This window comes from Micromonospora sp. LOL_023 (assembly GCF_048060115.1).
GTDB lineage: Bacteria > Actinomycetota > Actinomycetes > Mycobacteriales > Micromonosporaceae > Micromonospora_E.
Genome location: NZ_JBHMIM010000019.1, coordinates 52312 through 77815, shown reverse-complemented (window position 1 = coordinate 77815; position 25504 = coordinate 52312). Strand labels below are relative to the sequence as shown.

The 25504-nt window shown below is 70.1% G+C and carries 25 protein-coding genes and 1 tRNA gene; 10 read left to right on the top strand and 16 right to left on the bottom strand.

Translation table 11 applies throughout. From position 1 onward, the window contains the following. Positions 1-174: 174 nt before the first annotated feature. Positions 175-1062, bottom strand: coding sequence for a hypothetical protein (locus ACFHVL_RS12850; protein WP_416627872.1), 888 nt, complete (start codon positions 1060-1062; stop codon positions 175-177). Positions 1063-1991: 929 nt separating this feature from the next. On the opposite strand from ACFHVL_RS12850, the gene ACFHVL_RS12845 reads away from it, so the two are divergent. Both ACFHVL_RS12845 and ACFHVL_RS12840 read left to right on the top strand, forming a co-directional pair. Beyond that, on the top strand, positions 1992-2846 hold the full coding sequence (locus ACFHVL_RS12845; protein ID WP_416627871.1) for a hypothetical protein: 855 nt from the start codon (positions 1992-1994) through the stop codon (positions 2844-2846). 7 nt (positions 2847-2853) lie between these two features. Further along, complete coding sequence (locus ACFHVL_RS12840; RefSeq protein WP_416627909.1) at positions 2854-3849, top strand: TRM11 family SAM-dependent methyltransferase; 996 nt, start codon at positions 2854-2856, stop codon at positions 3847-3849. Here ACFHVL_RS12840 and ACFHVL_RS12835 read toward each other — a convergent pair. From ACFHVL_RS12835 to ACFHVL_RS12820, 4 genes are read right to left on the bottom strand one after another with little or no spacing between them, the layout of a single operon-like run. Then, positions 3765-4985: an NADAR family protein gene (locus tag ACFHVL_RS12835; RefSeq protein ID WP_416627870.1), complete on the bottom strand. Its 1221-nt coding sequence runs from the start codon at positions 4983-4985 to the stop codon at positions 3765-3767. The two genes, ACFHVL_RS12840 and ACFHVL_RS12835, sit on opposite strands and share 85 nt — an antisense overlap. Before the next feature lie 54 nt (positions 4986-5039). Continuing rightward, positions 5040-6653, bottom strand: coding sequence for an integrase (locus ACFHVL_RS12830; RefSeq protein WP_416627869.1), 1614 nt, complete (start codon positions 6651-6653; stop codon positions 5040-5042). Positions 6654-6659: 6 nt separating this feature from the next. Continuing rightward, positions 6660-6986, bottom strand: coding sequence for a helix-turn-helix domain-containing protein (locus ACFHVL_RS12825; protein WP_416627868.1), 327 nt, complete (start codon positions 6984-6986; stop codon positions 6660-6662). Next, a complete protein-coding gene (locus ACFHVL_RS12820; protein ID WP_416627867.1) occupies positions 6987-8045 on the bottom strand; it encodes a tyrosine-type recombinase/integrase in 1059 nt (352 codons plus the stop codon). A 200-nt stretch (positions 8046-8245) separates the two neighbouring features. Between ACFHVL_RS12820 and ACFHVL_RS12815 the strand changes: the two genes are divergently transcribed. The 6 genes from ACFHVL_RS12815 to ACFHVL_RS12790 all read left to right on the top strand — a co-directional run bounded on the left by ACFHVL_RS12815 (position 8246) and on the right by ACFHVL_RS12790 (position 13848). After that, on the top strand, positions 8246-9106 hold the full coding sequence (locus ACFHVL_RS12815; protein ID WP_416627866.1) for a hypothetical protein: 861 nt from the start codon (positions 8246-8248) through the stop codon (positions 9104-9106). Next, entirely contained in the window at positions 9103-9648 is a 546-nt protein-coding gene (locus tag ACFHVL_RS12810) for a DNA cytosine methyltransferase (protein WP_416627865.1), read from the top strand. The genes ACFHVL_RS12815 and ACFHVL_RS12810 overlap by 4 nt, the downstream gene beginning before the upstream one ends. Beyond that, the gene (locus ACFHVL_RS12805; protein WP_416627908.1) at positions 9620-10402 is read left to right on the top strand and encodes a hypothetical protein; all 783 of its coding nucleotides are present in this window, start codon (positions 9620-9622) and stop codon (positions 10400-10402) included. Before ACFHVL_RS12810 ends, ACFHVL_RS12805 begins: the two co-directional genes overlap by 29 nt. 384 nt (positions 10403-10786) lie before the next feature. After that, entirely contained in the window at positions 10787-11086 is a 300-nt protein-coding gene (locus ACFHVL_RS12800; RefSeq protein ID WP_416627864.1) for a helix-turn-helix domain-containing protein, read from the top strand. A gap of 86 nt (positions 11087-11172) precedes the next feature. Then, entirely contained in the window at positions 11173-12651 is a 1479-nt protein-coding gene (locus ACFHVL_RS12795) for a site-specific integrase (protein ID WP_416627863.1), read from the top strand. Positions 12652-13158: 507 nt separating this feature from the next. After that, positions 13159-13848, top strand: a complete 690-nt coding sequence (locus ACFHVL_RS12790; RefSeq protein WP_416627862.1) for a uridylate kinase — start codon at positions 13159-13161, stop codon at positions 13846-13848. A gap of 182 nt (positions 13849-14030) precedes the next feature. On the opposite strand, the gene ACFHVL_RS12785 is transcribed toward ACFHVL_RS12790, so the two are convergent. The 3 genes from ACFHVL_RS12785 to ACFHVL_RS12775 all read right to left on the bottom strand — a co-directional run bounded on the left by ACFHVL_RS12785 (position 14031) and on the right by ACFHVL_RS12775 (position 16326). Beyond that, the gene (locus ACFHVL_RS12785; protein WP_416627861.1) at positions 14031-14351 is read right to left on the bottom strand and encodes a hypothetical protein; all 321 of its coding nucleotides are present in this window, start codon (positions 14349-14351) and stop codon (positions 14031-14033) included. A gap of 200 nt (positions 14352-14551) precedes the next feature. Continuing rightward, complete coding sequence (locus ACFHVL_RS12780; protein WP_416627860.1) at positions 14552-15457, bottom strand: alpha/beta hydrolase; 906 nt, start codon at positions 15455-15457, stop codon at positions 14552-14554. Next, the gene (locus ACFHVL_RS12775) at positions 15454-16326 is read right to left on the bottom strand and encodes an MBL fold metallo-hydrolase (protein ID WP_416627859.1); all 873 of its coding nucleotides are present in this window, start codon (positions 16324-16326) and stop codon (positions 15454-15456) included. Before ACFHVL_RS12775 ends, ACFHVL_RS12780 begins: the two co-directional genes overlap by 4 nt. 129 nt (positions 16327-16455) lie before the next feature. Between ACFHVL_RS12775 and ACFHVL_RS12770 the strand changes: the two genes are divergently transcribed. After that, the gene (locus ACFHVL_RS12770; protein WP_416627858.1) at positions 16456-16788 is read left to right on the top strand and encodes a winged helix-turn-helix transcriptional regulator; all 333 of its coding nucleotides are present in this window, start codon (positions 16456-16458) and stop codon (positions 16786-16788) included. A 383-nt stretch (positions 16789-17171) separates the two neighbouring features. Here the strand turns inward: ACFHVL_RS12770 and ACFHVL_RS12765 are convergent, their stop codons facing one another. Continuing rightward, complete coding sequence (locus ACFHVL_RS12765) at positions 17172-18707, bottom strand: ankyrin repeat domain-containing protein (protein ID WP_416627857.1); 1536 nt, start codon at positions 18705-18707, stop codon at positions 17172-17174. Between the two features lie 214 nt (positions 18708-18921). Then, the gene (locus ACFHVL_RS12760) at positions 18922-20085 is read right to left on the bottom strand and encodes an IS110 family transposase (protein WP_416627856.1); all 1164 of its coding nucleotides are present in this window, start codon (positions 20083-20085) and stop codon (positions 18922-18924) included. A gap of 480 nt (positions 20086-20565) precedes the next feature. Here ACFHVL_RS12760 and ACFHVL_RS12755 point away from each other — a divergent pair. Beyond that, positions 20566-20641: transfer RNA gene (locus ACFHVL_RS12755), tRNA-Lys, on the top strand. A 285-nt stretch (positions 20642-20926) separates the two neighbouring features. Here ACFHVL_RS12755 and ACFHVL_RS12750 read toward each other — a convergent pair. From ACFHVL_RS12750 to ACFHVL_RS12725, 6 genes are all read right to left on the bottom strand, one after another. Continuing rightward, positions 20927-21199, bottom strand: coding sequence for a hypothetical protein (locus ACFHVL_RS12750; RefSeq protein ID WP_416627855.1), 273 nt, complete (start codon positions 21197-21199; stop codon positions 20927-20929). A 157-nt stretch (positions 21200-21356) separates the two neighbouring features. Then, complete coding sequence (locus ACFHVL_RS12745; RefSeq protein WP_416627907.1) at positions 21357-21758, bottom strand: Imm1 family immunity protein; 402 nt, start codon at positions 21756-21758, stop codon at positions 21357-21359. A 311-nt stretch (positions 21759-22069) separates the two neighbouring features. After that, positions 22070-22762, bottom strand: coding sequence for a hypothetical protein (locus tag ACFHVL_RS12740; protein ID WP_416627854.1), 693 nt, complete (start codon positions 22760-22762; stop codon positions 22070-22072). Next, positions 22759-23700, bottom strand: coding sequence for a hypothetical protein (locus ACFHVL_RS12735; RefSeq protein WP_416627853.1), 942 nt, complete (start codon positions 23698-23700; stop codon positions 22759-22761). Before ACFHVL_RS12735 ends, ACFHVL_RS12740 begins: the two co-directional genes overlap by 4 nt. Positions 23701-24039: 339 nt before the next feature. Then, on the bottom strand, positions 24040-24765 hold the full coding sequence (locus ACFHVL_RS12730) for a hypothetical protein (protein WP_416627852.1): 726 nt from the start codon (positions 24763-24765) through the stop codon (positions 24040-24042). Position 24766: 1 nt separating this feature from the next. Further along, positions 24767-25504: a hypothetical protein gene (locus tag ACFHVL_RS12725; protein WP_416627851.1), complete on the bottom strand. Its 738-nt coding sequence runs from the start codon at positions 25502-25504 to the stop codon at positions 24767-24769.

The following is a 25504-nucleotide window of genomic DNA, read 5'->3' as shown; positions in this document are numbered from 1 at the left end:
GACAGCGGTCTGACAGGGCGGGGCCGGGCACCTGACACGGCAGGCAGGCCATCGGCTGGTGCAGGCCGGGGCCTCTCCGGGCTTGCGAAGTCCGCCTTGGACGACCAGAACGGTTGTGGGCCTGGCGCATCGGCGCCGGGCCCACAACCGTTCTGGAGGAGCATGGGTCTTCGGTCAAGCGGCTACCGCAACCCCGCGGGTACCGGCTGGGCCGCGTGCGCCGGCCCGGCCGGCGCGGATGCTGGTCCGACGTTTCGCCTGCGCTGTGGTCGCCGCGACGGCGTCGGTCGACGCGACCTCGGTGAGTCCGCCCTCGGCGACGGCCTGTGCGAGCCGTTCGTCGGCGCGTGCCAGCCGCATCCGCAGCGCGTCCACGGTGATGCCGAGCCGGGCGGCGATCGGCTCCGGTGCCCGCCGGCCCAGCCGAACCTCGATCCACGGCTGCACGTCCGCCTCGTCGATGATCCGCAGGGTGCCGGCGCGCCGGACCAGCAGATCTGGGTGGCCGTACGGCATCTTCGGCGTGCGGGACCCAGCCGCTACGTGCTCGATGTCCTCCACTGGCATTGCCTGGTCGTCGGCCAGCCGTAGCCGCCGCCCGGCCCGCCACGCGGCCATGGTCAGCGACGCGTACAACGCTGGCCGGGTCAGGTCGAGGTGGTCGCGCAGCGCCTCCAGGAACCCGGTCAGCACCTCGCTGTCGATGTCGGCCGGGTCGCCCCGGTAGCCGGCGGACAGCTGCCCGGCGATCCGGACGAGCGCGGGCATCGCCATCCCGACTGCGGCGATCGTCCACTCCGCGCCCCGCAGCCGGGCGCGGAGAACCAGTTCCCGCCACACAGCGTCACGGCCGCCGTAGTCGCCCGGATGCTTGAGCAGCCAGTCCCGCAGCACCGGCAGGGGAACAACACCGGACGGCAGGTCGGGATCCTTGCCGATGTCATGAGCCAGGCTGTCACAGTCGAGTGTCAGCGGCGCCGGATCGGATGTCAGCGCCGCGAACGCCGCGTCCGCGGCGAGCAGGTGAGAGGTTGGCCAGTCCGGGGTGTCGGACACGGACATGTCAGAACTCCAAATGACAGAGGGACATCAGAGCGGGAACGTCGCCGACGGACATCGACGGATTCCCGTGGGGGCAGTACGCCACCGGCATCTGACACGGGCATGACAAGCGCGGAACGGGCTCCTCAGGCCCGCGCTCACCGTGATCTGACAGCTCGCCGAGTCGCGCCCGGCGAACGCCCCGTCAACCTCTGACAGATCGCCTTGAGCTGCGCTGTCAGTTCGGCTACGGGCAGCGGACTCCGCGCGGGAGCATCGGGCGCGGTCACCCCAAGGGGATGCTCGCGAGCCGACCCCGCCGTCCACAACTGTCAGACCTGACGACTCTGACACGCCTCACCGACAGGTTCCGCGCATGCCCGACCGTGGTGTCCGCGCCGCCAATGCCAACGGCGAACGCCGATGACATCGACATGCCCCTGCCCGTGGTGTCAACGAAGCGCGCCAATGTCATGCCCTCGCCGGACATGTCAATGTCAACGACTTTCGTCGATGCAAGGGTGTTGTTCGTGCGTCCGCGTCAACGACAACTGTCGATGTCATCTCGGATTCAGGTGTTCGGCGTGGCGACCCCCCGATGTCACAAAAGCGGAGACCGGCCGGCGGAAGGGCGTCCACTCTTGGGATGGCGGCCCGTCCGTCGGCGTCATGACAGACACGGAGAGTGTCTGACAAGCGGCCTCGATTTGCCGCTGCCGGCAGCGCGGCCCCGCCCGATCTGACAACGGAAGCGTTGACAGATACGGATCGCGCCTGTCAACGCACGTGCGGTATCCGGCCGCGCATGAGGCGGCGTCGAACAAATCGGGCGAAATGTGGACTGTCAGACGGGACGAGGTCGCTGTCAGATCGCCAAGTGTTCGCCACGGCTGACAAACGCCGATTGGTAGACGTCAGCGCATCACGGCGCGGCGCGGAGCCGACACCACATGAGCGAGCACTCCACGCCGCAGCCCGCCCGTCAGGGCGGCACCCCCCACATCCCTTCGATGGATCTGGTTGCCGGCGACCCGCCGGTACCGGTCACCGTCTGGCGTACCGCCCGAGGCGGCGACGACCAGAGCACGACCATCTCCAACCGGCTGGCGTACCGGCTGATCGCCGCCTACAGCCGGTCCGGCGAGGCGGTCGTCGACCTCACTGACGAGCACGTGCTGGACATCGCCTGCCTGCGCGGCGGTCGCCGGCACCACCCGGCCTGGTTCACCGGCACCTCCGCGCTGGTCGTCGGGCCGCAGACGCCGCAGCACCTCGACGAGCCCGACGACAACCTGGACTCCGACGGTCCGGACGAGATGCGGGCATGGTTCGGCGACGACCTCAGCGACTCCGGCCCACTCCCCGGCGACGACCCGGCCGTCGTGCTGAGCGACGGCGACGACCTGCAGGGCCGGACCAGCCTCGTCGTGGCCACCTGGCCGCTCGACGCCAGCAGCGACGCGGCCAACCGGGTCCGCCTGGCCTGGCTGCTTGCCGCCTGCACCAGGCTGCTGCGCCCCGGCGGGTGCCTGGTCCTCGTCGTCGGGGTCCCGGCCGGTGCGGTCGCGACGCCGGAGGACTTCACGCCCGTCGTCGACGCCGCCGCCGGTGCCGGACTCGGCTACCTGCAGCACATCGTCGCGGTCGCCGCCGACGCCGACGGCGACCGGTTCACCTACCACGCCACCGACGAGGAACTCCTGTCGTTGGCCCGGGCCACCGGCGCGCAGGAGTTCGTGCTCCACGTCAAGGTCCACGCCGACCTCCTCGTCTTCACCCACAAGGGCGGTGACCGGCGTGCCTGATCCCTCGATGAACAACACCACCGGCGCGGCGGGCCCGAACGAGACGACCGCTGCGTGGCCGCTGGACCTGTCGGTCTGGGCAACCGCCCAGTCGACCGGACCGGTCCAGCGGCGCGGCCGGTACGTTCCCCAGTCGGTCAAGCACCCGGCGAGGATGCTGCCCGCGATCGCCGCCCACGCCGTGCGCTCCTACACCCAACCCGGCGACCTGGTGTTCGACCCCATGTGCGGGATCGGCACCACGATCGTCGAGGCCATCCACGCCGGCCGTGACGCGGTCGGCGTGGAGTACGAGTCCCGCTGGTCTGACATCGCCGACCTCAACATCGCCCACGCCCACCGGCTCGGCGTGACCGGCCGCGGCTCGGTGATCCGCGGTGACGCCACCCGGCTGACCGCGCTGCTGCCCGCCGCCCTGCAGGGGCAGGTCTCCCTCGTGGTGACCTCGCCACCGTACGGGCCGACCGTGCACGGCCTCGTCCGCCCCGGCAGCGACGGGGTCGCCAAGTTCGACAACCGGTACGGCGAGGACAAGGGCAACCTGGCCTACCGCTCGTCCCTGGCTGGGCTGGTCGACGGGTTCACCGAGATCCTGCGCGGCTGCCACGCCCTGCTGCGCCCCGGCGGGGTGGTCGTGGTGACCGCCCGGCCATGGCGCAAGCGCGGCGAGCTGGTCGACCTGCCCTCGGCGGTCCTGGCCGCTGGCACCGCCGCAGGCTTCGTGCCGCTCGAGCGGTGCGTCGCCCTGCTCGCCGCCGTCCGCGGTGGGCAGCTCGTCGCCCGACCGTCGTTCTTCCAACTCTCCGCCGTGCGTAAGGCCCGCCAGGCCGGGGTGCCGATGCACCTGATCGCCCACGAGGACGTCCTCGTCCTGGCCAAGCCACAAAGGTCCGGAAGTTCCCGCGAACCCAAGTGTTCTCACGGGGAACCGGAGGGCCCTGGTGCCCCATCCTCGCATGTCGGCCCTTGTGTTCCTGGCGAAGCTGAGGAGCCGTTGCCATGAATCGCAGGAAGGGGGATCCCGGCCTCGGCAGCTGCGAGTTCGGAGCGAATCACTTCCAGCAGACGGCCGATCCAGTTGGTGGCTCGTTCGCTACCGACGGACCAGTAGGCGGAGTCGAAGTCGACGTAGATGACGCGGGCGTCGCCGCTGGCGAGCAATGTCTGTGCCATCTGCGTGTGCTGGGTGTACTTGGCACGCAGCAGGATGGTCATGACGGCCAGACGTGCCGAGGCCCAGTCGGCGCGGCGGGGTGCCTGCTCGGCGAATTTGCCGGCGTCGTATCCGCGCGCCGCCGCAGCGATCTGGTCGTGCCAGTGCGGGTCGGGAGTCGACAGCGCCCAATAGGCGTGTGTGACGCTGGGGTAGCTGTTGGCGCCGACGGTGATGGCTGCCGGGTAGTCGTTCTGCAGGACTTCGACGCCGGGGGGATCCGGCCAGCCGCGCGGGTAGACCGTCTTCGGGATCGTCAGCGTGGGCCGCATCGGGTGTTCGGGGCCATCGGCTGGGACCCGCGCGTCCCATGTCTCGATCGCGATCTCGCGCTCGCGGAAGTACGCGACTGCCTTGGCCCGCCTCTGCTCGGTGACGACCGGGCCGTCTGGCCAGCCGTGCAGTGGTTCGCCCAGGTCGGTGATCAGGATCCGCAGTGGAGCGTCCTTGCGGTCCATGTCGCCGAGGGCGTAGGTGCACAGGTGCTCGGGGATTGCCAGGTAGCGCTCGCGAAGCGTGCGTCGGTTGTCCTCGGTGGGGTCGGCCAGGTAGGTCGTTGCTGCTTGCAGGCATCGATCGGTGGAATCGGGCCGTCCGTTGAGCCGGTCGATTTCGTCGGAGGCCTCGCCGAGAAGCATCTCGGCGTTGATGGCGGAGCGGGGCTCGGTGAACCGCCACCCCGCCAGGTGGTGCGCCGATGCCCACGCGCCGTCTTCGAGGGTGGTCGCGACTTGGCCACGGCGGAGTTGTTCGGCCAGTCCGTCGAGGTCGGTGAGTCCGCCGGTGCCGCAGTCGATCGCGCCGTCGGCGTAGATGACCAGGTCGGTCAGGAAGTACGTGTCCATGTTGCGGGTGAAGATGTGCCGCCAGGTGCCTTCGACTCGTTGGCCGTCCACATTGCGGTAGGTGCGGCGATATCTGGTCACCGGCGCACCGTAGTCCAACCGTGCCGGGACGGTTGTTCTGCCCTCGCGGGCTGCTCAGTGCGGCGGCCGGGGTGGGGTCTGCAGGAGGATTCGGGCGTTGGTGGCGTACCGGATGGCCGTGTCCTCGCTGACGGCGAAGACCGCGGCGATGTGCAGCGGGTCGCCGCCGGTGGCGATGGCCTCCTCGAGCTGGCGGTCGATGCGCAGTCGTTCGATGGTGGCGGCCAGTCCGCGCATGTTCAGGATCCAGGTGTGGCTGACCGGGCCGTGCCGCAGGGCGCTTTCGGTGCTGACGAGCAGGTGCGGGTTGGCGGTGTTCGGCCAGCGGCGGTGCCGGTAGTCGAGCCAGTCGAGCAGTGCGTGGTGGGTCAGCTCGTCGAGCGGGCGGTCGTGGCCGGCGATGGTGATGCGCCGGCCGGGCAGGTCGACGTCGTCGAGGTGCATCGCGCGGATCTGGCCGGGGCGCGCCGCGTGGACAGCGGCCAGTACGAGGAAGAGCCGGGCCTGCGGGGTTGTCGCGGCTGTGACGGCCTGGTTCAGCTCGTCGGGACGCAGCGGCTGCCAGATGGCGTCCTCGACGCGTGGCCCTCTGACCCGGGCGGTCGGATTACGAAAGATCAGGTTGCTGTGCTTGGCCCAGCCGAACAGCGACCGCAGGGCGGTGGTCGCGGTCTGGCGTGGGTTGCCGTGCAGCGTGTCCAGATACGTGCTGACGTCGTCACGGGTGACCTCCCGCAGGTGCTCGCGATGCCGCGCCCAGTCGGTCAACGCGGGCACGGTAGCGGCGACATAGCCGCGAACGGTCTCGACGCGCCGGGCGCGGGTGCGTGGTCCGCCATCGCGCAGGACCCGGGCCCACCGCAGCACATCGCGCTGAATGGGCGGGGCAAGGTCGGCGAGTTTGGCGTGCAGCCATGGTTCGAGGGCGGCCGGTCGGTCATCGTCGACGACGGCCATGGCGGCGAGGATCTCGATGACGTAGTCGAGGTTGGTGCAGCGGCGCACGACGATGTCCGCGAAGTCGCTGACCCGGATCAGATCGCCTTCCTGGTAGTTGGCGAGCAGCATCACCAGGACCCGTTGCATTCCCCGGCGTGTGACCGGGGCCCAGCCACGGGCCTCCGCGTTGGTGTGAGCCAGGTGCAGTGCCCAGGCCAGCCAGGGGTTGTCCGGCGCGGGGCCGTGCCGCAGATCGATTGCGGCGTAGCGGTAGCTGCGCACTCCGGCGTCGAGCAGCGGCGGCTGGATCCATCCAGTGACCGGCCGGGCGGCCGGCAGTGGTGGCGGTTTGAGAGGCCGGCCCCTGGCTCCGTAGCGTCGCGGCGCAGCCCGGGGCGGGGCCGTCCGCCGGTCCATGTCGGCGAAGAACAACTGCTGGTGCCGGATGTCGCGCAGGTATGGCGCCAGCACCACCGCCGATCGGGCGTCCTCGGCCAGGACAGTGCGATCGGTGCGGGCCTGGCACCAGCACAGCCGGCAGTAGCCCTTCTTCAGCCGTTCCCGCCGCAGGCAGGCGCCGCACTCGCCCGCCTGATGCCCGTGTCGGGGCGCGGCGAAGTTGTAACAGGCCAGGCAGACGCCCTGGGCGAAGGTCAGCCCCCAGGCCAGACACGCGGCGCAGGTGGTGACGGCTCTGCGGACAATGCTGCCGTCGCGCGCTCTCGCCACCACGGTTCAGGCCGGTGGCAGGGAACGGCCGTCTCGGCGTCGGGGCACCACCGCGAGCGGTGTGGCGCCGGCTGCCCGGGAGGCCACCTGACCGGCGTCCGTAGAACGGGCCACCGTGTCCGGTTCGGGGAGGAGCAGATCACCGACCTGGCAGCCGAGCACCACGCAGATGACGTCCAGGTCGGCGAGCTTGACGGTGACCGGCTGCCCCGACCACAGGCCGGACATCTTGCCGGCCGAGATGACCAAGCCATGCTCGGCGAGCTGGCGTTGCAGGTCAGAAGCCTTCCAGATACCACGCTGGGCGGCGACCAGCCGCAGGTTCCACCGCATTCACGTGACTCCTTCAAGCCGCTGCGCGGCCCGTTGCTGCGCAGCCAGCCACGCCTCTTCGATCCGCGTGCGGTGCACGTGGACGTAGCGCATCGTGGTGGCGACCCAGGCGTGTCCGAGCATCTCCTGGATCGAGATGAGGTCCACTCCGTTCATGTAGAGCTGCGATGCGCAGAAGTGTCGCAGCACGTGCGGGGTGAGCCGGTCGGTCCACACCGGCAGGTGCACGGCGACCGCCGCCGCGAGCGCGGCCCGGACGGCGTCGTAGCCGACCCGGCCGCCGGCCCGCTCGGAGGGGAACAGCGGGGCGCACGGCCGGGTGTGGTCGTCACCGAACTGGCCCCACACGTCCTCGATGAACCAGTGCAAAGTCCGGCCAGCATGGTTGATCAGCGGCACCATCCGCTCTCGAGGACCCGAGCCACGCGAGCCCTTGCCGTGGCGAACATGCAGCTTGCCGAACCGACCGAGGTCCCACTTGATGTCGGCCAGGTCGAGCCGGCGGGCCTCGTTGACCCGCAGTCCGGCCTCGGCCATCAGACGGGCCGCCGTGTAGTTACGAGCGGACGGGGCGAACTTGCGGCAGCTGGCCAGTTCCTGCGCCCAGCCGGTGAACAGGGCGGTGACCTCGGCCTCGCTGGGCGGGATGCGCAGCATGGCGTCCTTGCTACCGCGCGGGCGGTTCATTTCGTCTACCGGGCAGGTCACCACTCGGCCGGTCATGGCATGCAACTCGGTCTGGTAACGCAGCTCAAGGAACGTGAAGTAGGTGCGCAGCGCCTGCGACCGGGCCAGGCGGGTGCCGCTCGGCGCGCGGCGCATCACCCGCCCGAAGTAGGCGTCCGCGTCCGCCGCTTCCATCTCCCACAACGGGCGGCCGAACCACGACCGTACCTGCTCGAGATGGCCCACGTCGCCGCGGATCGTCCCGTCGGTGAGTCCGGCCGACGCCCGCGCCAGAACGAATCCGGCCAGCGCATCCGTCTCGAACCGTTCCAACTCCTCGGCCGACGCCAGACCACGTCGCTCGCGCAGATCACGGACTGCCGCCAGGCCCAACCCAAGCCCCTCACGTTCGAGCTGTCCGAGATTTCCCCGGATGCCTTGATAACGCTTCAGAAATCCCGAGGTGACGTCATCACACCCGCCCCGACCAAAATCACCCAGATCACGCTCACCCAGAAGGCTGCGCGATCAGATCGCTACCGAAACCCAAGTGATGTCGGACTGGCGTCGGATCCCGGAACCGGGGTGGTTGCGTGACCACACCCACCCACCGCATTCTCTCCCTCGGCGCCGGGGTGCAGAGTACGACCCTTCTCCTGCTGGCCGTCGAGGGCAGGATCGCACGATTCGACGCGGCCGTCTTCGCCGACACGTCGTGGGAGCCGACGGCGGTCTACCGGCATCTGGACCGCCTGATCGGCATCGCGGAGCGGGCCGGGATCGAGGTCGTGCGGGTCAGCACCGGAGATATCAGGGCCGACGCGCTCGACCCAGAACACAGGTTCGCCTCGATGCCGCTGTTCACGCTCGGCCCGAACGGCGAGCGGGGTATGGCCCGGCGGCAGTGCACCAGCGAGTACAAGATCAAACCGATCAAGGCGGAGGTGCGGCGCCGGCTCGGCTATCCGCACCCGACGCGGGTCCCGGCTGGTGTCCGGGCCGACGTCGCGATCGGGATCAGCCTGGACGAGATCGGCCGGGCACGGGACTCCGACGTCGGCTACATGCGCAACGTGTTCCCGCTGCTCGACCTGGGCTGGCGGCGGACCGACTGCCTCCGCTTCCTAGCCGAGCACGGTCTCGGGGACACCCCCAAGTCGTCGTGCGTGGCTTGCCCGTTTCACGACGACCGTTTCTGGGCCGGTTGGAAGGCCGACAGCCCGCAGGAGTGGGCAGACGCGGTCGCGTTCGACACGGCGGTCCGCAACGGCTCCGCCCGGGCCAACGCCGCAGGGCGTCCGCTGCGCGGGGAGTTCTTCCTGCACCGGCAGCGGGTGCCGCTCGGCGAGGTGGTCCTGCGCCCACGGCCCCAGCCCGACGTCCCGGGCTGCGGGCCGTGGACCTGCCCCCACCCCGACCCGCCCCGCCAGGACGGCCGTGGGGAGGCGGGGTGATCGTTGATCCTCCCGCCGGATCGCGGATCGGGTCGCTGTGCACCGGCTACGGCGGACTTGACCTTGCCGTCGAGCTGGTGCTTGGCGGCCGCCTCACCTGGTACGCCGAAACCGACCGTCACGCCACCACCGTCCTGGACCGCCACTGGCCCGACGTGCCGAACCTCGGCGACATCCGCACCATCGACTGGACCCGTGTCCCACCGGTCGACATCGTCACCGCCGGCTTCCCCTGCCAGGACATCTCCAACGCCGGCCGCCGCGCCGGCATCACCGGTATCCACAGCAGCCTGTGGACAACCATCGCCGCAGCCGTTCGCGTACTACGACCGCGGCTCGTCTTCGTGGAGAACGTCGCCGCCCTCCTCCGCCGAGGGCTCGACGTCGTCCACGCCGACCTGGCCGAGATCGGGTACGACACGCGGTGGCTGTGCCTACGCGCGTCCGACATCGGCGCACCCCACCGCCGAGACCGCCTGTTCCTGCTGGCCACACCCACCGAACGAGGAGGTACTGACGCTGCCCACCCCGTGCGCCCGTGACGGCAAAGGCCCCGGCCACCAGTACGGACTACCCGACCTGGTCGAGCCGACCGGCACCCGCCACCACCACCTCCCACCGACTCCGCACACGACACCACATGGGCCGGACGTGTCCCCGCAGGCCGGGAACGACCGCCAGTCCGGCGCCGCCCCGCGGCTGCTGCCGACGCCGAGGGCCAGCGACACCGGCACCTTGGGCCGGCGGGCCGGGGCCGGGTGGCGGCCGCCGCTGTCGCAGATGCTGCTGCCCACCCCACGCGCCTCCGACGGCGCCAAGGGCAGCCCGGGGCAGCGCGGATCACGCGGCGACCTCACCCTGCCGTCGGCGGCCGTACGGGTGCCGGACCGGACCCTGCCCACCCCGCGCGCCTCCGACGCACGGGGACCGGGCCGACACGGCGACGGCGGCGCCGACCTGCGCACCACCGTCGCCGGGCTGGGCCAGCCCGACACCGACCGGTGGGGTGCCTACGCGACAGCGGTGGCCCGCTGGGAACTGCTGCTCGGCCGCCGCGTCCCCGAACCCACCCAACCCGGCCGACATGACAAACCGGTCCTGGCCCCGCCGTTCGTCGAATGGCTCATGGGCCTCAACGACGGCCACGTCACCGACCCGACGCTCGCGATACCCCGCACCGGCGCGCTGCGGGTCCTCGGCAACGGCGTCGTCCCCCACCAAGCGGCCGCCGCGCTGCGGCTGCTGCTGTGCCCGCACCGGTGGGCCGCACCCGACTCGCCAAGTCGGACTCCCTGACCACACCGCCCGAACCGGCGCCCCGGCTCCGACCAGGGCCGCGTCTCGGTGACGCCCGCTTCCCACGCCCCACCACCTCACCATGACCCAACCCACCCGCAGAGGGCCCGCCACCACCACGGTGGCGGGCCCACCACCACCCATTCGACAAAACCGTCCCCACCCGACGGCCACCGGTACCGCAGGCGTGGACCGGCCGAGCGACACCTGGGCGACGCCACGGACTGTTCCGCCGCCGGTCTGGCCTTCCAGGCCCGCGTATCCGCCCCTGACTATCCGCAGGCGCGCTGACCCGCTGCGACCCGCCGTGCCGGCCCGCCGGCCTCCCATCTGCGGCCGGTGGACTCCCTCCACCTCACGTCACCCGGAAGGACCACCCCTGCCATGACCAGCTCCGACCACCACTTCGCCGACCGCCCCGACCCGGACAGCGGCCAGCCCGACGACACCGTCTGGACCGTCGACCGTATTCGCGCCCTCGGCCCGGTCACCGACATCACCACCGCGGCGCGGATCTTCGGCCTGTCCCGCGCCGCCGCCTACGAACTCGCCAAACGCGGCCAGTTCCCGGTCGCCGTGCTGCGCTTCGGCAGCCGCTACCGGATACCGGTCGCGGCAATCCTCCACGCCCTGCACCTACCCGTCGCCGACGAGCAGCCGCCCGACCCGCCACCGGCGACTTGACCTGCTCGCCGACGCACGCGTCGATCACCCCGTACGAAACCCGCAGCCACCGGCCGCACCCCCAACCCCGAGGAGCCACACCCACCATGGCCGAAGGATCCATCCACAAGACCTGCACCTGCCGCGACGCCGACGGAAAGAAACTCGGCAAACGGTGCCCCCACCTGCGCCGCGCCGGAGGCGCCTGGAGCTCCCACCACGGCAAGTGGGGATACCAACTCGAACTACCGAGACGAGTCGACGGTTCCCGCCGGTCACCGCTGCGCCGCTACACCTTCGACAGCCGCGACGACGCGGTCAAGGACCGCGGCCAGGCCATCGCGTTGCTGACGCTCGCCGGCGACGACACCGCCCTCGCCACCGAGATCGCCGACCTGCTCAAAAAGGTCAAGGCCGGCGACCCGATGCCCGACCGCGACACCATCGCCAAACGGGTCAACACCGGCCTCCCGGCCAGCGTCGACATGACCCTCGGCGAATATCTGCGGCAGTGGCTCGAATCCCGGCGCACCATCGAACCGAGCACCAAACGCATCTACGCCAGCCACATCCAGAACCATCTCATCCCGCACCTCGGCACCGTCCCACTGGTGAAACTGCGGGTCGAGCACATCTCCGCCATGTTCACCGCGATCACCGACAACAACACCGCCATCGAGATCGCCCGGCAGAGCGGGGACCCGCAGATCCGCGCCACCGTCCGGGGAGCACGCACCACCGGGCCGTCGACCATGCAACGCATCCGCGCCACCCTGCGCAAGGCACTCAACGACGCGATGGCACGATCCAACAACCGGCTCATCGACTTCAACCCGGCCAAGCACGTCGAACTACCGTCGGCGAAGCAGCCCAAACCCCGGGTGTGGACGGACAGAGCCGTCACACAGTGGCGCGAGACCGGAACAAAGCCCAGCCCGGTCATGGTGTGGACCCCGCAACAGGCCGGAGCCTTCCTCGACTACGCCCAGGACCACGACATCGCCCTCTACCCGGTGTTCGTGGGCATCATGCACCGAGGCATGCGTCGCGGTGAGGCACTCGGCCTGCGGGACAGCACCGTCGACCTGGACGCCGCCCTCGTCACCGTCGACCTGCAACGCACCACCGTCGGCTACGAAGCGGTCGACAAGAAAGTCAAGTCCGAGGCGGGTAACCGCACCTTCGCCCTCGACAGCTTCACCGCCGCCGCGTGGCGCGCCTACCTCGCCCGCCGCGCCCGCTGGCAACTGGCCAGCGGCGGCAGCTGGCCGGACACCGGATGGTTCTTCGTCCAACCCGACGGCGAGAAGTGGCACCCGGACACCGTCAGCAAACGCTTCGACAGCCTCGTCCGCGACGCCGGACTGCCCCCGGTCCGGCTCCACGACCTACGACACTGCGCCGCCACCTACCTGAAAGCCTCCGGCGCCGACCTCACCGACGTCAAGGAACTCCTCGGCCACTCCACCATCACCATCACCAGCAACATCTACACCTCCGTCATCGTCGAACTCCAGGTCGAGCGGGACAAAGCAGAGGCCGCCGCCGCGCTGGTTCCCCGCCGCCGACGCACACAGGCCGCCTGACCGACCCGAACCGCCGACACCACCTCCCAGCCTCCAACCACACCAACCCCGGACGACCCCAACCCGCGACCGAGGACACCAGATCGCCCGACACGTCACCCGCTGTCGGCGTACAGGTCCGAGTACTGAGGTAGGTACGGCTGCAAGTGCACACCGCTTCGATCTCGACCTACGCACGGCGACTGACCCCTCGACGTGGCGACGGTCAAGGTTGGTGACGTTGCGTGAGGGTTCGCTGGGCACTGTCGATCCCTCGACGCGCGGATCTGCCGAGAAGCGCGCACCTCGGTCCGTCGAGTCTCGGTCTGCCGTCGAGTGGAGGGCTCAGGCACGTTATTCGCGCGAATAACGTGCCTGAGCCCTCCACTCGAAGCAATGTCGCCGATCGCGGCGTCCGGATCTGAACCTGCCGCCACGGGTGTCGAGTCGTCGCAGAACAACGACGGCCACCTCCGCGAACGGTTTGCGGGCGTGCCCTCGCCGCAGCCCCCTGGCATCATCCCTTTGATGACCACGACACGGCAGCGGGTGCTCGGCGGTCTGGCCGAGCGGATCCTCGCGTTGCGGCTGGAGCACCCGACGCGCGTGGGGATCGACGGCCCCTCCGCGGCTGGCAAGACGACTCTGGCCGACGAGCTGGCCACCACCTTGCGAGGAAAGACGGCACGACCCGTGCTCCGGGTCACGATCGACCACTTCAAACGGCATGTCGACCTGCGTACGCACTATCCGCCCGGCTCGCCGGAGAGCTATTACTTCGAGATGTTCGACGTCGACGCCATCCGCGACGAGCTGCTGGCGCCGCTCGGTCCGGGCGGCAACCGCCGCTACCGCGCCCAGATCATGGACTTCAGCGGTCGTACGCCCATCGACTCCGGCATCCACGTGGCTCCGGACGACGCGATCCTCGTGGCGGACGGCGGGTTCCTACAGAAGCCGGCCCTGTCACGACACTGGGATCTACGCGTCTACGTCCACATCGAGGCGACAGACGTTCTGCACCGCGGCACGACCCGCGACCAGGCGTGGATGGACTCGGCTGAGGCGGCGGCCGAGCGGTACCGCACGTACTACATCCCGGGCGAGGAGCTCTACCTGGCCGAGATCCGCCCAGCCGAACAAGCCGACATCGTCATCGACAACCGCAACTTCGAAGCGCCCCGCATCATGCGTTACCGTCCCAACCCAGGTCGTTAGCCACTACCGTGGCGCCCGGTCGCAAGGCCACTGCGTCGGTGCCGCGTCGTGGTCGACAGCGCACGGATTTGCCGCGTTGCAGGCCGGCGGCGGATGAGGTCGTCGCCCTCGGGTTCCAGTCGGTCATCGGGGTCTGGAACATCCCGACATGACCATGTGCCGGCGTCAGGGGCGTGCACCGTTCAGGTAGACGGCTCGGGCACGTCATGGCCCGTGAGCCAGAGTCGCCACGGCTCACCCAGATCGCGGGTTTCTACGTCGAAGATCGGGTGCCAACGCCCGTCAGGCGAGTACCAGCCGAGGGTGTAGAACCCGTCCTCACTGGGCTCGATCGAGATCTCGGCGACGCCAGTGACCCGGCCAGCAGTACGGTCCGCCCGGTTGAGGTCGTGCACCCGCAGCATGGCGTCGCGCGGCTCCCCTGGATAGCTCTCCGTGTGCCACACACCGTCAGCGTCGACGTGGCCGACCTCGACTCCATCGTTCCACCGGTAGACGTACATCTATCCTCCGCACCATCAATTCGGGCGAGATTTACAGTAGTCGGCGCCCTCATCTGCCGCGTAGCGCTCGTCACCGACGGCGATGTCGGCGCCGGTTGCCGGCGTCCGGACGTGCCGATGAGCGGGCGTAGCGAAGCAGCGCTCAGCGGAGGACGAGCCGGCGGGTGCCGTGCTCCCGGAAGTGCCGGCTCTCGCTACGGTCATGGGCTCGCGGCCGACGCGGGTGCGGCGGGCACTGTGGTAGCGCCGCCGAGGTGACGGTGCAGGAAGGTCGCGGCCGTGTCGGCGGCCTGACTGACGTACGGCTCTACGTCGTAGAGGTCGATGTGCTGCTTGGCGTCGAGCCAGCAAATCTCCTTCGGTCCTGTCGCGTCGGTGTGAAGCGCCTCGGCGAGTTCCGGTGCGCAGTAGGCATCGCTCCGGCTGTGTACGACCAGCAGCGGGGTGGCGGCGAGCAGCGGCGCCGCGCTCAGGGCGTCGAACGTCATGAGCGCGTGTAGAGAGCCGTAGGTGACCCGGTTCTCCCAGTGCGCGGCCGTGGATCGTCGGGTGCCGTAGTAGTCGAACGGCTCGTCGCCGCCCATCGCTGCCGTACCGCCGTCGGGAGCGACCGCCGGCAGTTCGTCGTCGTAGCGCTCGATGAAGGAGGTGAGCGCTCGGCGGTAGCCATCGGCGTCGCTCGCGCTGAAGCGGACCGGGCTGTTGTAGGCACCCGCGATGCCCACGACCGCGCGGATCCTCGGATCGGCGGCAGCCGCGCGAACCGCGTAGCCGCCGCCGAGGCAGATGCCGACCGCAGCCACGCGGGCGGGGTCCACAGCCGGGTGGGCGGTGAGCAGGCCTACCGCCGCGCGCAGGTCGGCCAGCTTGCCCTGGCTGTCCTCGTGCGCGCGGCGCCCGTCGCTCTCGCCGAATCCGCGGTGGTCGAAGGCAAGTGTGGTGAAGCCGCGCTCGTGGAGCCGGGCGGCGTAGGTGCCGACGACCTGCTCCTTGACGCCGGTGAACGGCCCGGTCAGCACCACGGCGGGCGCACCACCGGCGGCCAGGGCGAGGTTTCCGACCAGCGTGATGCCGTCGGCGTGGAACGTGATGCGCTCGGTGCTCACGCCGCCACCGCCTCTGCGGTCGGCGCCGTGCCGACGCTGCCGGTCGCCTCGCTGGCCAGCTCCGCAGCGACCGCGTCGGCGCCGAGGCCGATCATCCAGGTGAGCGGTGCGCCGGGCAGGAACCGGGTCATCACGGCGGTCAGCTCCGCACGTTGCCCGTCGGTGAGGGTCGGTGCACCGGCCGCGAGGCGTTGGACCGTCGCGCGGTACATCATGAGGTACCGCCGCTGATCGGCCAGCATGCCGACGTCGCCCGGCGCGCCGTGACCCGGATACAGCGTCGCCCCCTCAAGTTCGCCGGTAAGTGTGTCCAGCGCCACGAGCCATTGACCGATATGCCCGTCTGCGGTGTACGGGTGGGTGCCGTGGAAGGCCAGGTCGCCGATGAACGCCCGGTCGTCGAGTGTGAGGTAGGAGTCGGCATGGCTCTCCGCTGCGCCGACGGCATGCAATGCGAAGCGCAGGCCGCCCAGCTCCACAACGTCCCCTGTGGATAGCCGCTGGTCCGGGACCCGGTGCCGGTCGGGCCACTCGTCGCCGTAGACCGGTTGCCACTGCGCCCGTTTCGCGTCGGCGATCTGCGCGATCGTGTCGGCCACATCAGCCGCCGCGTACACCGGCACTTCGTCGCCGGCGAGCACCGGCAGGCCGTTGAAATGGTCCGGGTGGGCGTGCGTCACGAACACGCCCAGCAGCGGCTTGTGCAGCGCCGCGATACGGGCGGCAAGGGCACGGACGTCGGAAAGCAGCAGGTTCGCGTCAACAAGCACGACACCCTCGGTCGTCTCGACCAGGTAGCTGTTGACGAACAGACCCGCTTCGGCGGCGGTGTACGTGTGGATGCGGTACTCGGACGTGCGGTCGGACATGTCGGCGGTGTTCCCTTCGGCGTCTACTGTTGGCTCGACGCTAGGTCGCACGGCGCTCGTCGGACAGAAGGCACTTTGCGGTGCCCTTCGACGAGTTCGGGCGGCGCTGTCCAATCCTCGGGAGTGCTCATGTCGCTGGTCGTTCCGGACGTGCTCGAAGAGGGCTGCACGACCCGGCAGGCGCTCGAGCGGCTCGCCTCGAAATGGCGGGTCCTGCTCGTCTACGCGCTGCTCGCCGGTCCCCAACGGCATGCTGAGTTACGTCGCCGCGTCGCAGGGATCACTCAGAAGGTCCTGACCGAGACGCTGCGCGACATGGAGCGGGACGGGTTGGTGCAGCGACGTGTGCTCAAGGAGTCACCGCCGCAGCACGTCGAGTACGGGCTGACCGCCCTCGGCAAGACGCTGCAGGAACCACTCGCCGCCATCTGTGCCTGGGCGACGGAGAACAACGCCGCCTGATCGGCTGCTCCGCTGCCGGTTCGGCGGTCACATCAGTCGGGGGCGCCGGGATGGCGCGACCAACCCGAGCGACGCCGACCTGGCTCAAGCACCACCTCTGGCAACAGCCGCCCGGAGCCTCCTCGCTGCCTCCCTACACGGCACGCACCCTCCTGCCGCGGTCGGTCGTGGCACACGGATCTGCCGCGAGTCGCGCGCCACTCCAGTCGGAGCCGTCACGCCTCGTGACCGTCCTGCAGTGTCGATTGAGGTCCGGACTTGCCGACTGAGCGGATGTCTACATGCCTTGTCGGCTCTTCGCCAGCGCGGCAGGCGAGGGGTAGTCACCGGTCTTTGCTGTGGCGGTGCTGTCTGCCTGGGTGCGAGAGCAGCGTTCGAACAGGTCAGTGGCTGCTGGCTGGAGTGGCAGTGACCGGTTCGTGTAGTGTGGCGGTCGCCATCTGGTGGAGGTGCTTGGCCCAGCCCAGCGGAGTTGCGTCGAAGCGCTGGTCGCGCAGGTCGGGATCGGCCCCCAGGTCCAGGAGACAACGGGTAAGTGCGAGGTTGCCGTTCCCGGCGCTGTGGTGCAGTGCGGTCTCCCAGGGCTCTTCGACCGGCGCGTCGCCACGCCCGTATGCGTTGACGTCGAAGCCGAGCTCCGCCAGCAGCGTGATCGTCTCGATCGGCGCCTGAGTCGCGGCCCACACCATGAGTCCGGGACGGGTGCGGCGGGCATGGTCCACTGCACCGGGATGTTCGGCGCGAATGCGGTCCAGGGTGGAACGGTCGGCGCGGAACGCTGCGGCGATCAGCTCTCGAACCGGGTCAGGACCGGGCGGGGTGGCACCTCGGGCGATGAGATAGCCGGTGATCTCGGTGTCGCCGTTGAGCTGGGCCAGCTCGACCGGCGTCCGGCCGTCGCCGGGGGTCCACGCGAGCCCAGCACCCTCGAATGGTGAGCGGAAGTCGATTCCGTGCTCAACCAGTAGCCGTACCCGGTCGGGTTGGTGGTGCTCGACCGCCCAGCGCAGCTGGGTCCGCAGCATCTGCGAAGGTGCGTCCAGGTCTGGGATCCTGGTCTTCCATGGGCCGCCATCGCTGGCGCCGAGACCGTACTCGAACAGCAGCTCCAGGTGTGAGTCATCCGGCGTGAACATTCCGTTGTACAGGGTCTGCGCGTCGTTGGGGTCGGCACCGGCGGCGAGCAGCAGCCGGCCCAACGCCTGCCAGTGCGGGTGGCGGGGCTGACGCCGCGGGCCCAGCTCGCCGAGGCCGAAAACTCCGGTCAGCACCGTGAACGGTGACGGCAGGGCATCGAAGAGGTAGCCCTCGTTCGCGTCAGCACCGGCGGCAAGCAGTTGCTCGGCGACCGCGAGCACACGCTCGACCGACACGGCCGGGTCGAGACGCGAGTAGGCGAGGTAGAACAGCGGCCGCCACCGGAACGGGCCACCTCGCTCGGCCGCCCGTCGCGGACGCGCGGCGAGCAGCCGAGCGACGTCGTCCGGACGGGCAGCCGCAGCGGCGGCCCAGATGTTCGCCGAGGTCAGATCGGGATGCTCAGCGATCAGTCGCCGGGCCTCGGCCCAGCGCGCCGGCCCGTCCTCGCGGCCGTACGTCAGACAGGCGAGGCGGCAGAACTCGTCCGCACGGTCGGCCACCGAAACCGCGCCGAGCCCGGTTTCCCAGCCGTGTTCAACCACTGTTGCGAGGTATCGCCTGAGCCGCGGCCAGCTGGCGAACCCGTACTCGCGGGCGACGACCAACTGCGCGGTGGCAAGCGGCAGGCCGCTGAGGTCGTCGGGAACCCCGCCGGGATTGTGGTGGGCCAGCCGCGCCACCGCGCCGGCGTCGCCGGACCGGACGGCGCGCTGGAGGGACCGGGCCTGCCGGCGGAAGCTGTCGAGGTCGGGACGGGCCGGAATGTCCAGGGTAGGCACGACGGTCTCCTCTCGTCTGCCTGATGTCCGCTCGGTCAGGCCGAAAGGAGAACGTTGGTGATCATGCTGCACACCCCAGGTGGGCTAAGCCCATTCCCGCGGACCGGTGGCTTCCTGGCAGCCGCCACCAGTTTAGCCGATCCTGCCGTGACCCCGGCCCGAGCAGAATCCGCGCCAACCAAGATCAGGTGTGCGCTCATGGCACCCCTCTGTGTCAAGACGTGACCGGGAGTGGTGTTCTAGGGTGGGGTTCGGCGGGTCCGGGAAGTGACTTCTCCGAAGTGTCGATCCCGGGGTTTGGGTCGGCCGCGCTGGATGTCAGAGTCGCCCCCACGTGTCCTCCCGGGCCCGTCTGGAGCCGTTTGGCGTCAGCGACCATCTGCCGGTAGACGACGTCGGAGAGCCGCCGTTTCAGAGCTCGCATCGCTTCCATGGTGGTCTTGCCGGCGGCGAGCTTGCGTCGGTAGTAGCGGCGGCCTTCGGTGTCGTTTCGGAGCTGGACGACGGCCATGATGTGCAGGACCCGATTGATGCGCCGGTTGCCAGCACGCGATAGCCGGTGCCTGTTCTGGTCGCCGGAGGATGCATCGATTGGCGCGGTGCCGTTCCAGGAGGCGAAGTGGGCGCGGCTGGCGAAGCGGCTGATGTCACCGATGTCGCCGATCAGGCGGGCGGCGCCGGACGGGCCGATGCCGTGCAGTCGCTGCAGCCGGCTGCCGGTCGAGATAACGAGTTCGGTGAGCTCCCGGTTCGCGACTTTGATCTTCTTGTCGATCGTGACGAGTTCGTCGATCAGTTCGGAGGCCAGCCGCCGGCGGGTCTTGCCGACGACGTCGCGCGGCCGGACGGTGTTGAGCAACGCGCGGGCCTGCTGGGCCGAGAGGAACTTCTTCGCGCCGCCGGGCACCAGTTCGAGCAGTAGGTGATGCAGCCGGGACACTGCCTCGGTGCGGGCGTGACCGAGCTGGTCACGGCGGTCGACCAGCAACCGCAGCGCCACCGTGGTGTCGTCGATGACGGCCTGCCGCAGGCCAGGAGTCCGCAGGGCGACGACGGCGACGCTGTGCGCGTCGACGGGGTCGGTCTTGCGGCCTTGGCCGGTGGAGAAGACCCGGGCCCGGGCGGATAGCTTCGCGGGAACGTCCACCACGGTCTCGCCGTCGGCGACCAGGCGCTGGGCGACGTGGCGGCCGATGCCGTTGCAGCCCTCGACCGCCCACACCCGATCGGTGTGCTTACGGCCGGCGGCGAGCATGCCCTGGTAGCCGTCACGGTCGGTGCCGAACCGGCCCTTGCCGAGAATGCGTTCTCGCTGGTCGATGACCTCGAAGGTCGCGGAGCGTTTGTGCGGGTCTACGCCGATGATGACCTGGCCCATGTGGTTGCCTCTCCCTCCATCCGACAATGGGGTGTCGACGGGAGGGCAGCGCTACTTTGAGCTGGGCATACCCCTCTGGAGCCACTCCGCGCCGCGGTGACCGGCAGGGCGCATGCCATGAGTGAGCCACACCGAACTCCGGTGGGCAGCCGCGAGCGAGCGACTCCGCCGGTCACCTCGACCAAGCCTGGCCGGGCTGCGGTCGTAGATCAATGAAACAAGTAGCCGCGAGCCGGTGCACCTACCCAACTCTCTTGGTAACCCAGCGTGAACAGCGGATGGAGGCCACTGCGTCCGCAGCCGCCGGCGGATCCGAATCGGCAGACATCCCGGCGTGTGTACGTCTGGCGTACCTGGCTCTGCACTGGAGCCCGTACACCGACACCCGCCGTCACCCGTCAGCCGCGACAGCCCCAGACCCGGGCAGCAGACGGGCGGATGCAGCAGCCGCGGCCAGGCGGAGTAGGGTTGGCCCTTGACGGGCCGTTAGCTCAATCGGCAGAGCTGAGGACTTTTAATCCTTAGGTTCTGGGTTCGAGTCCCAGGCGGCCCACCACATGACCTGGGAAAATAGTCATCGATCGATGATCGAATCACCTTCTGTCCGGCCAGATTTGCCGGATATGACCCGCTATGCGGGGAGCACCCAGCGAACACCCAAGACGCCCACGACCGCGTCGGCGGTCGACGGCTGCAGCCCGGACCGCAGGGTGTGGTATCCAGGACGGGGGGAGGCCGGGCCGGGTGACCATGCGCGCCGCCGAGTGCAACCCGGCCATTCCCGGCGGCATCATCTAGAAGTTCGTCAACTACCGGCTGCGGTTGGTCGTGGTCGGCGACATCACGGGCCGCACCGCCGGCGCGCGCCCTGTCCGCTGGCCCGGTCCTTCAGCAGCTCCAGGTACCGCTCGTAGTCGGGCGTCCTGTTCACGCGTAGAGACGCCAGCCGCTGGGCACAGAGCCAGTTGGCGACCTGCCCGTCGACGATCGGCGCGGCGTTCGGGTCAGCGATGCCATCGACGGCCGTGGTCATGAACAGCCACGTGGTGAAAGAACGCCCCGCCGGTGCGCGACGGGTCGGCCGTCGGTGTGCAGCCTGGGCCTGACCGCCCACAACGCCCGTGTGCCGGGCGGGGCTGGTGGACCCGAACGGTTGTGAGCCCGAGGTGCGCAACGCAGCCTGTCATATGCTGCGCTCGGGCGGCGCGGCACCATCTCCATGTCGATCTCCCGCAAGAGTCGATCGCGCCGCCCCAACCCCTCCCCCGGCATCACCCTGGTCGTTGGTGCTCTGTCTGCCAGGTGAGGCAGGTGGGTCGGCGGCCCGTGGCGGCGTATTCGGCGACGGCGCGGCCGGCGGCGGCGACACTGGCCCGGGCCAGGATGGCGGGCACGGTGACCAGGCCGGAATCGGGCGATTCGACAACCGTGATCGGGCCGACGGGTTCGTGCTCGATGCCCCGTGTGCCGTCCGGGAGCCAGCACACCGCTGCCCGGTTGACGCGCGTGTCGACGTCGATCCGCAGCTGAGCCTGCCCGTCCACGGGGCCGATCCAGATGGTCTGGCCGGTTCCACCGTGGGCCATGATCGACTCAGCCTGGCCGGCGAACAACTCGGCGGCGCGGACCGGGTCGGGCAACGGCTCGCGGTGGCCGTGGTAGTCCATCATCACCGCGGTCAAAGGTCCTCCTTCCCCTATGCCGGTCGGTCGGGCCGTGTGGCCGGCGGCGGGGGCCGTGCCGGCGCGGAGGTTGTGGCCGGCGAGCTGGTGGGCCGCGATCGCGGTGGCGGCGGGTCGGGTTGATGCCGCCGGCATCGGTCTTCTGCCTGAGTGCTGCCGAGCGCGGATGGCCACTCCAGAGATCCCGCAGGTACAGGTCGTGTTCCTGCCGTCATGGACTCACCCGCGACCTGGGCCGTGTCCATGGCTGTGACCCGGTGCGATTGGGTTGCCTCCCGGTCCGGTCGGGTTGGGTTGTCTGGCTAGCGGCCGAGGCGTCTGGCTGTCTGGTCGATCAGCGTGTCGGTGAGGTCGTGCAGGAATGCGAGCGCCGTGTCCGTCTCCGCGGTGGGTATCAGCGCCTGCACGTACGACATCACGACCAGGTTCTCGTCGCGGACGAGGTGAGTGATGTCGATCTGGGTGGCTCCGAGGCCGCCGCCGGTGGTGCTGCTCGCGTCCAGGTCTTCGACGGTTTCGAACGATATTCCGCTGTCCTCCCACCAGCCGGTGAGGTCGGCGGTGGTGGTGCCGGGTGTGGTGTCGTCCCACAGGTCGACGTAGCGGATGGCGTCCTGGTTGTACGCCTCGACCGCGCCTGGCACGTCGTCGTAGACCCGGACCTGTATTCCGCCGACGGGTTCGAAGCCGCCGAGTTTGGTGGTGAAACGCCCGTCGGTGGCGTGGGCGACGTAGATGCAGTTCGCAAACCAGTGGGTCCGTCCCACGCTGTAGGTCGTGTGGTGGTCCAGGGCGGGAGCGAGGGTGAGCCCGAATCGCCGGAACAGGTCCTCCGACCGCAGCCGGTTGCACAGGTTGAGGGGCATCTCGTCATACGGCGGTGTCGGGTCGGGCCGCGGGTCCTCGGGGTCGGTCCCGCACCCGCCGGCGACGCTCACGAGTACGGCGGCCAGACACGCGGCGAGGATGCCCCGTCTACTGGTGGTGGGGTTCATCGCCGCTCCTCGAGAGGGGTGTCGAGGGTGAGGGAGCAGGTGATCAGTCGGTGGTCCGATGGCGGCGGCTGGCCGGGGTCGGGTAGGTGGACGCGGTAGGTGTCGGGCAGGACGTGGGGTGTCATGGCGTCGTTGGCCAGGAGCCAGTCGATGAGCAGACCGCCGCCGGGGTCGTTGCCGGGGTTGACGGTCGGCGCGATCGGCTGGGTGGGGTCGGCACGCCATGCCATTTCGGCGACGGCGTGCAGGCCGCAGCCGTTGGTGCGCTGCCCGGTGGTGGTGTCCCAGTCGCCGATGAGGTGGTCGACTGCGCGGGTGTCCGGCCCCCATGCGCCGTCCGGCCCGAGTGTGCCTTTGTGGGTGCGCTGGTGGGGTGTGGCGGCCATCCAGTCCCGCTGCGGCAGGTGGTCACCGGACGCGGTGCCGTTGAGGTCGCCGCCGCCGATGACCGGCAGCGGTTCGCTGTCGCCGTAGCGGCTGACGCGGCGTGCTTGTTCGAGTCGGGCGTCACCGGACAGGGGTTCGAAGTGGTGCACGAAGGCCAGGAACTCCCGCCGGTGATCGCGTGCTCGTGCGCTGTCGCGGAGGGCGAACCGGGCGACGTTGCGTTGGTCGTCGAACACGCCAGGGTCGTCGGGGTTCCACCAGCGGCGCAGTATCAGCAGGTCCGGGTTGTAGAAGATGGCGGGTGGCATCGGTCCGCGTCGCATCGAGCCCAGCTCGGCGACGTACGGGACACCGAGTTGGTCCGACAGGGCCTCGGCGGCGGCGTACTTCGCCGCGCCGGCGTTGTCGCGGTAGCGGCTCGCCTCGCAGAACAGGATCAGGGCGGGCGCTGCGGTGACGTCGGCGAACGCTTGTTGGAGCGGGGTGAAGTCGTAGCGGCCGTCCGGCGTCCGGCCGCCGTTGTGGTAGTTGAACAGGGCGATGTCGATCACTGCTCGCTCCTCTCGTGCCTGCCGGCCGGTCGGCCGGTCGTGCTTGCTCTGGTGGTGGTCGTCGGCCCGGACACGGACCTGGCTGTCGCGCGTTCGGTCGAGCCGGGCGGTCAGGTCGCTACGGCGCGTCTGGAACGGCCGGGGAGTGTGGGCGGGCTGGGTTGTGCTGGTTCGGGTCGTCGTGGCTGGTCGGGGGCTCCGGGGTCCGGCCCGGTGTCGGGTCGGACCCCGGAGGTGTTCCTCCCTGGATGGCCCTGGCATGCCGTGCGCTGCCCTGCCGAGCCGAGCGGGCGGCTTGGCTCGGCGCGCCGCGACGCAGGCGTGCCATGGGTTCCCCCTCTACGCCCCGGGTTCGGGGTGTGGGGAGCTGATGGGCGGCGGTGTGCCGCGTCCGCCGGTGTCGAGTTCGGTGACCTGCGGGTCGACCCGGGCGACGACGGAAGGCTGCTGGTAGGTGGCGGGGCCGTCACGGCCGCCCCGCGGTCCGGGGGTGTGCCGGGGTTGGTGGGGTTCGGTCCGGGCGTCACCAATCCGGGGGATTTGCTGCAGGGCGGCCATCGCGGTGTCGAGCCGGTCCTGGCGGACGTCGAGTTGGCGCATCATCGCGGCCTGGTGGGCGAGGCCGGTGGCGGTGGCCTGGACCAGCCGGGCGGCGGTCACGTCGAGCCTGGTGAGGTCGATGGTGCCGACCTTGGTGTGGGCGTCGGTGACCTCGGCGACGGCGCGGGCCTGGTGGCGGTACGCGAGGTCGAGGACCTGGTCGGGGCGGGCGTGCTGGTAGCCCCGCCCGCGCGCGACGGTGAACACCGTGCGGTGCCGGGTGAGCAGGACCTCCGCGGCTTTGCGGGCGGCGGCGTGGATGGCCTGCCGGCCACCGGTGTGGTCGGCGGGGTCGAGGTCGAGCAGTTGTCCCATCTCGTCGTAGCTCAGGATGTCTCCGGGCTGGAGCCGCGACATCGCGGTGGCGAGGATCTGCCACCGGGGGGCTGGGCCGATCGGCTGGCCGGGTCGGCGAGCGGCGCTGCGGTCATCGTCCGGGGGTGGGGTTGGGCGGGTCGTGTCCATGTCAGTCCGTGCCGTCGAGGGTGCCGACGAACCGGCCGTAGGTGGGCCGTCCGTCGCCGAGTCCGATCAACGCTCCGGCGGTGTGGGCGGCGTTACGCAGATCGGCCAGGTTGATGACGGCGGGGTCGTAGACGCCGCGGGCCTGTAACCGCCAGCGGGGAAACACCGGTCGGGTGCGCATGACGCGGGCGTTGCCGACCTTGACGGGGGCGCGGTGGACGTGGCGGGTGTCGGCGTAGAGGGCGGCGGGATCCCGGGGACCCTCGTACAGCACCGGGACCTTCATCGTTTCGATCAGCACACCGCGTTCGACCTTCTTGCCGTCGCGTGACAGGCGGGCGCCCTCGACCAGGCATTTGGTCAGGTTCGGTGCCGGGATGAACGGACCGACGTCGGGGTCGTGGTAGAGGCCGCCGAGCCATTCCAGCTGGGCGATCTCGGCGTGGTCGTCGTCGGTCTTCTTCGCCTTGGCCGAGATGGGCCGGATCTGCCGCACGATGGTGTCGAGGGGATCGACCAACCGCGCGTTGTGCATGAGCAGCGGCGCGGTGCCGGCAGCATCGAAGATGAAACTGGGCACGAGTGGTAACTCCTGATCAGCAGTGAGCCGGGTCAGACACCGCGCGGGGAGGTAGGGCCGCGCGGCCGACGGGGCGGACAGGGCGAGGACGTCGCGCAAGGTGTTGTCGCCGTGGGGGTCGTCGGGTGGGCCGTCGTCGGCGGTGAGGATGGGCAGCAC

What these genes read in the sequence shown, in the direction of transcription:
- ACFHVL_RS12850 (WP_416627872.1), bottom strand. Translation starts at nt 1,062, where the DNA reads ATGTCCGTGTCCGACACCCCGGACTGGCCAACCTCTCACCTGCTCGCC.
- ACFHVL_RS12845 (WP_416627871.1), top strand. Translation starts at nt 1,992, where the DNA reads ATGAGCGAGCACTCCACGCCGCAGCCCGCCCGTCAGGGCGGCACCCCC.
- ACFHVL_RS12840 (WP_416627909.1), top strand. Translation starts at nt 2,854, where the DNA reads ATGAACAACACCACCGGCGCGGCGGGCCCGAACGAGACGACCGCTGCG.
- ACFHVL_RS12825 (WP_416627868.1), bottom strand. Translation starts at nt 6,986, where the DNA reads ATGCGGTGGAACCTGCGGCTGGTCGCCGCCCAGCGTGGTATCTGGAAG.
- ACFHVL_RS12800 (WP_416627864.1), top strand. Translation starts at nt 10,787, where the DNA reads ATGACCAGCTCCGACCACCACTTCGCCGACCGCCCCGACCCGGACAGC.
- ACFHVL_RS12795 (WP_416627863.1), top strand. Translation starts at nt 11,173, where the DNA reads ATGGCCGAAGGATCCATCCACAAGACCTGCACCTGCCGCGACGCCGAC.
- ACFHVL_RS12790 (WP_416627862.1), top strand. Translation starts at nt 13,159, where the DNA reads ATGACCACGACACGGCAGCGGGTGCTCGGCGGTCTGGCCGAGCGGATC.
- ACFHVL_RS12785 (WP_416627861.1), bottom strand. Translation starts at nt 14,351, where the DNA reads ATGTACGTCTACCGGTGGAACGATGGAGTCGAGGTCGGCCACGTCGAC.
- ACFHVL_RS12775 (WP_416627859.1), bottom strand. Translation starts at nt 16,326, where the DNA reads ATGTCCGACCGCACGTCCGAGTACCGCATCCACACGTACACCGCCGCC.
- ACFHVL_RS12770 (WP_416627858.1), top strand. Translation starts at nt 16,456, where the DNA reads ATGTCGCTGGTCGTTCCGGACGTGCTCGAAGAGGGCTGCACGACCCGG.
- ACFHVL_RS12760 (WP_416627856.1), bottom strand. Translation starts at nt 20,085, where the DNA reads ATGGGCCAGGTCATCATCGGCGTAGACCCGCACAAACGCTCCGCGACC.
- ACFHVL_RS12740 (WP_416627854.1), bottom strand. Translation starts at nt 22,762, where the DNA reads ATGAACCCCACCACCAGTAGACGGGGCATCCTCGCCGCGTGTCTGGCC.
- ACFHVL_RS12730 (WP_416627852.1), bottom strand. Translation starts at nt 24,765, where the DNA reads ATGGACACGACCCGCCCAACCCCACCCCCGGACGATGACCGCAGCGCC.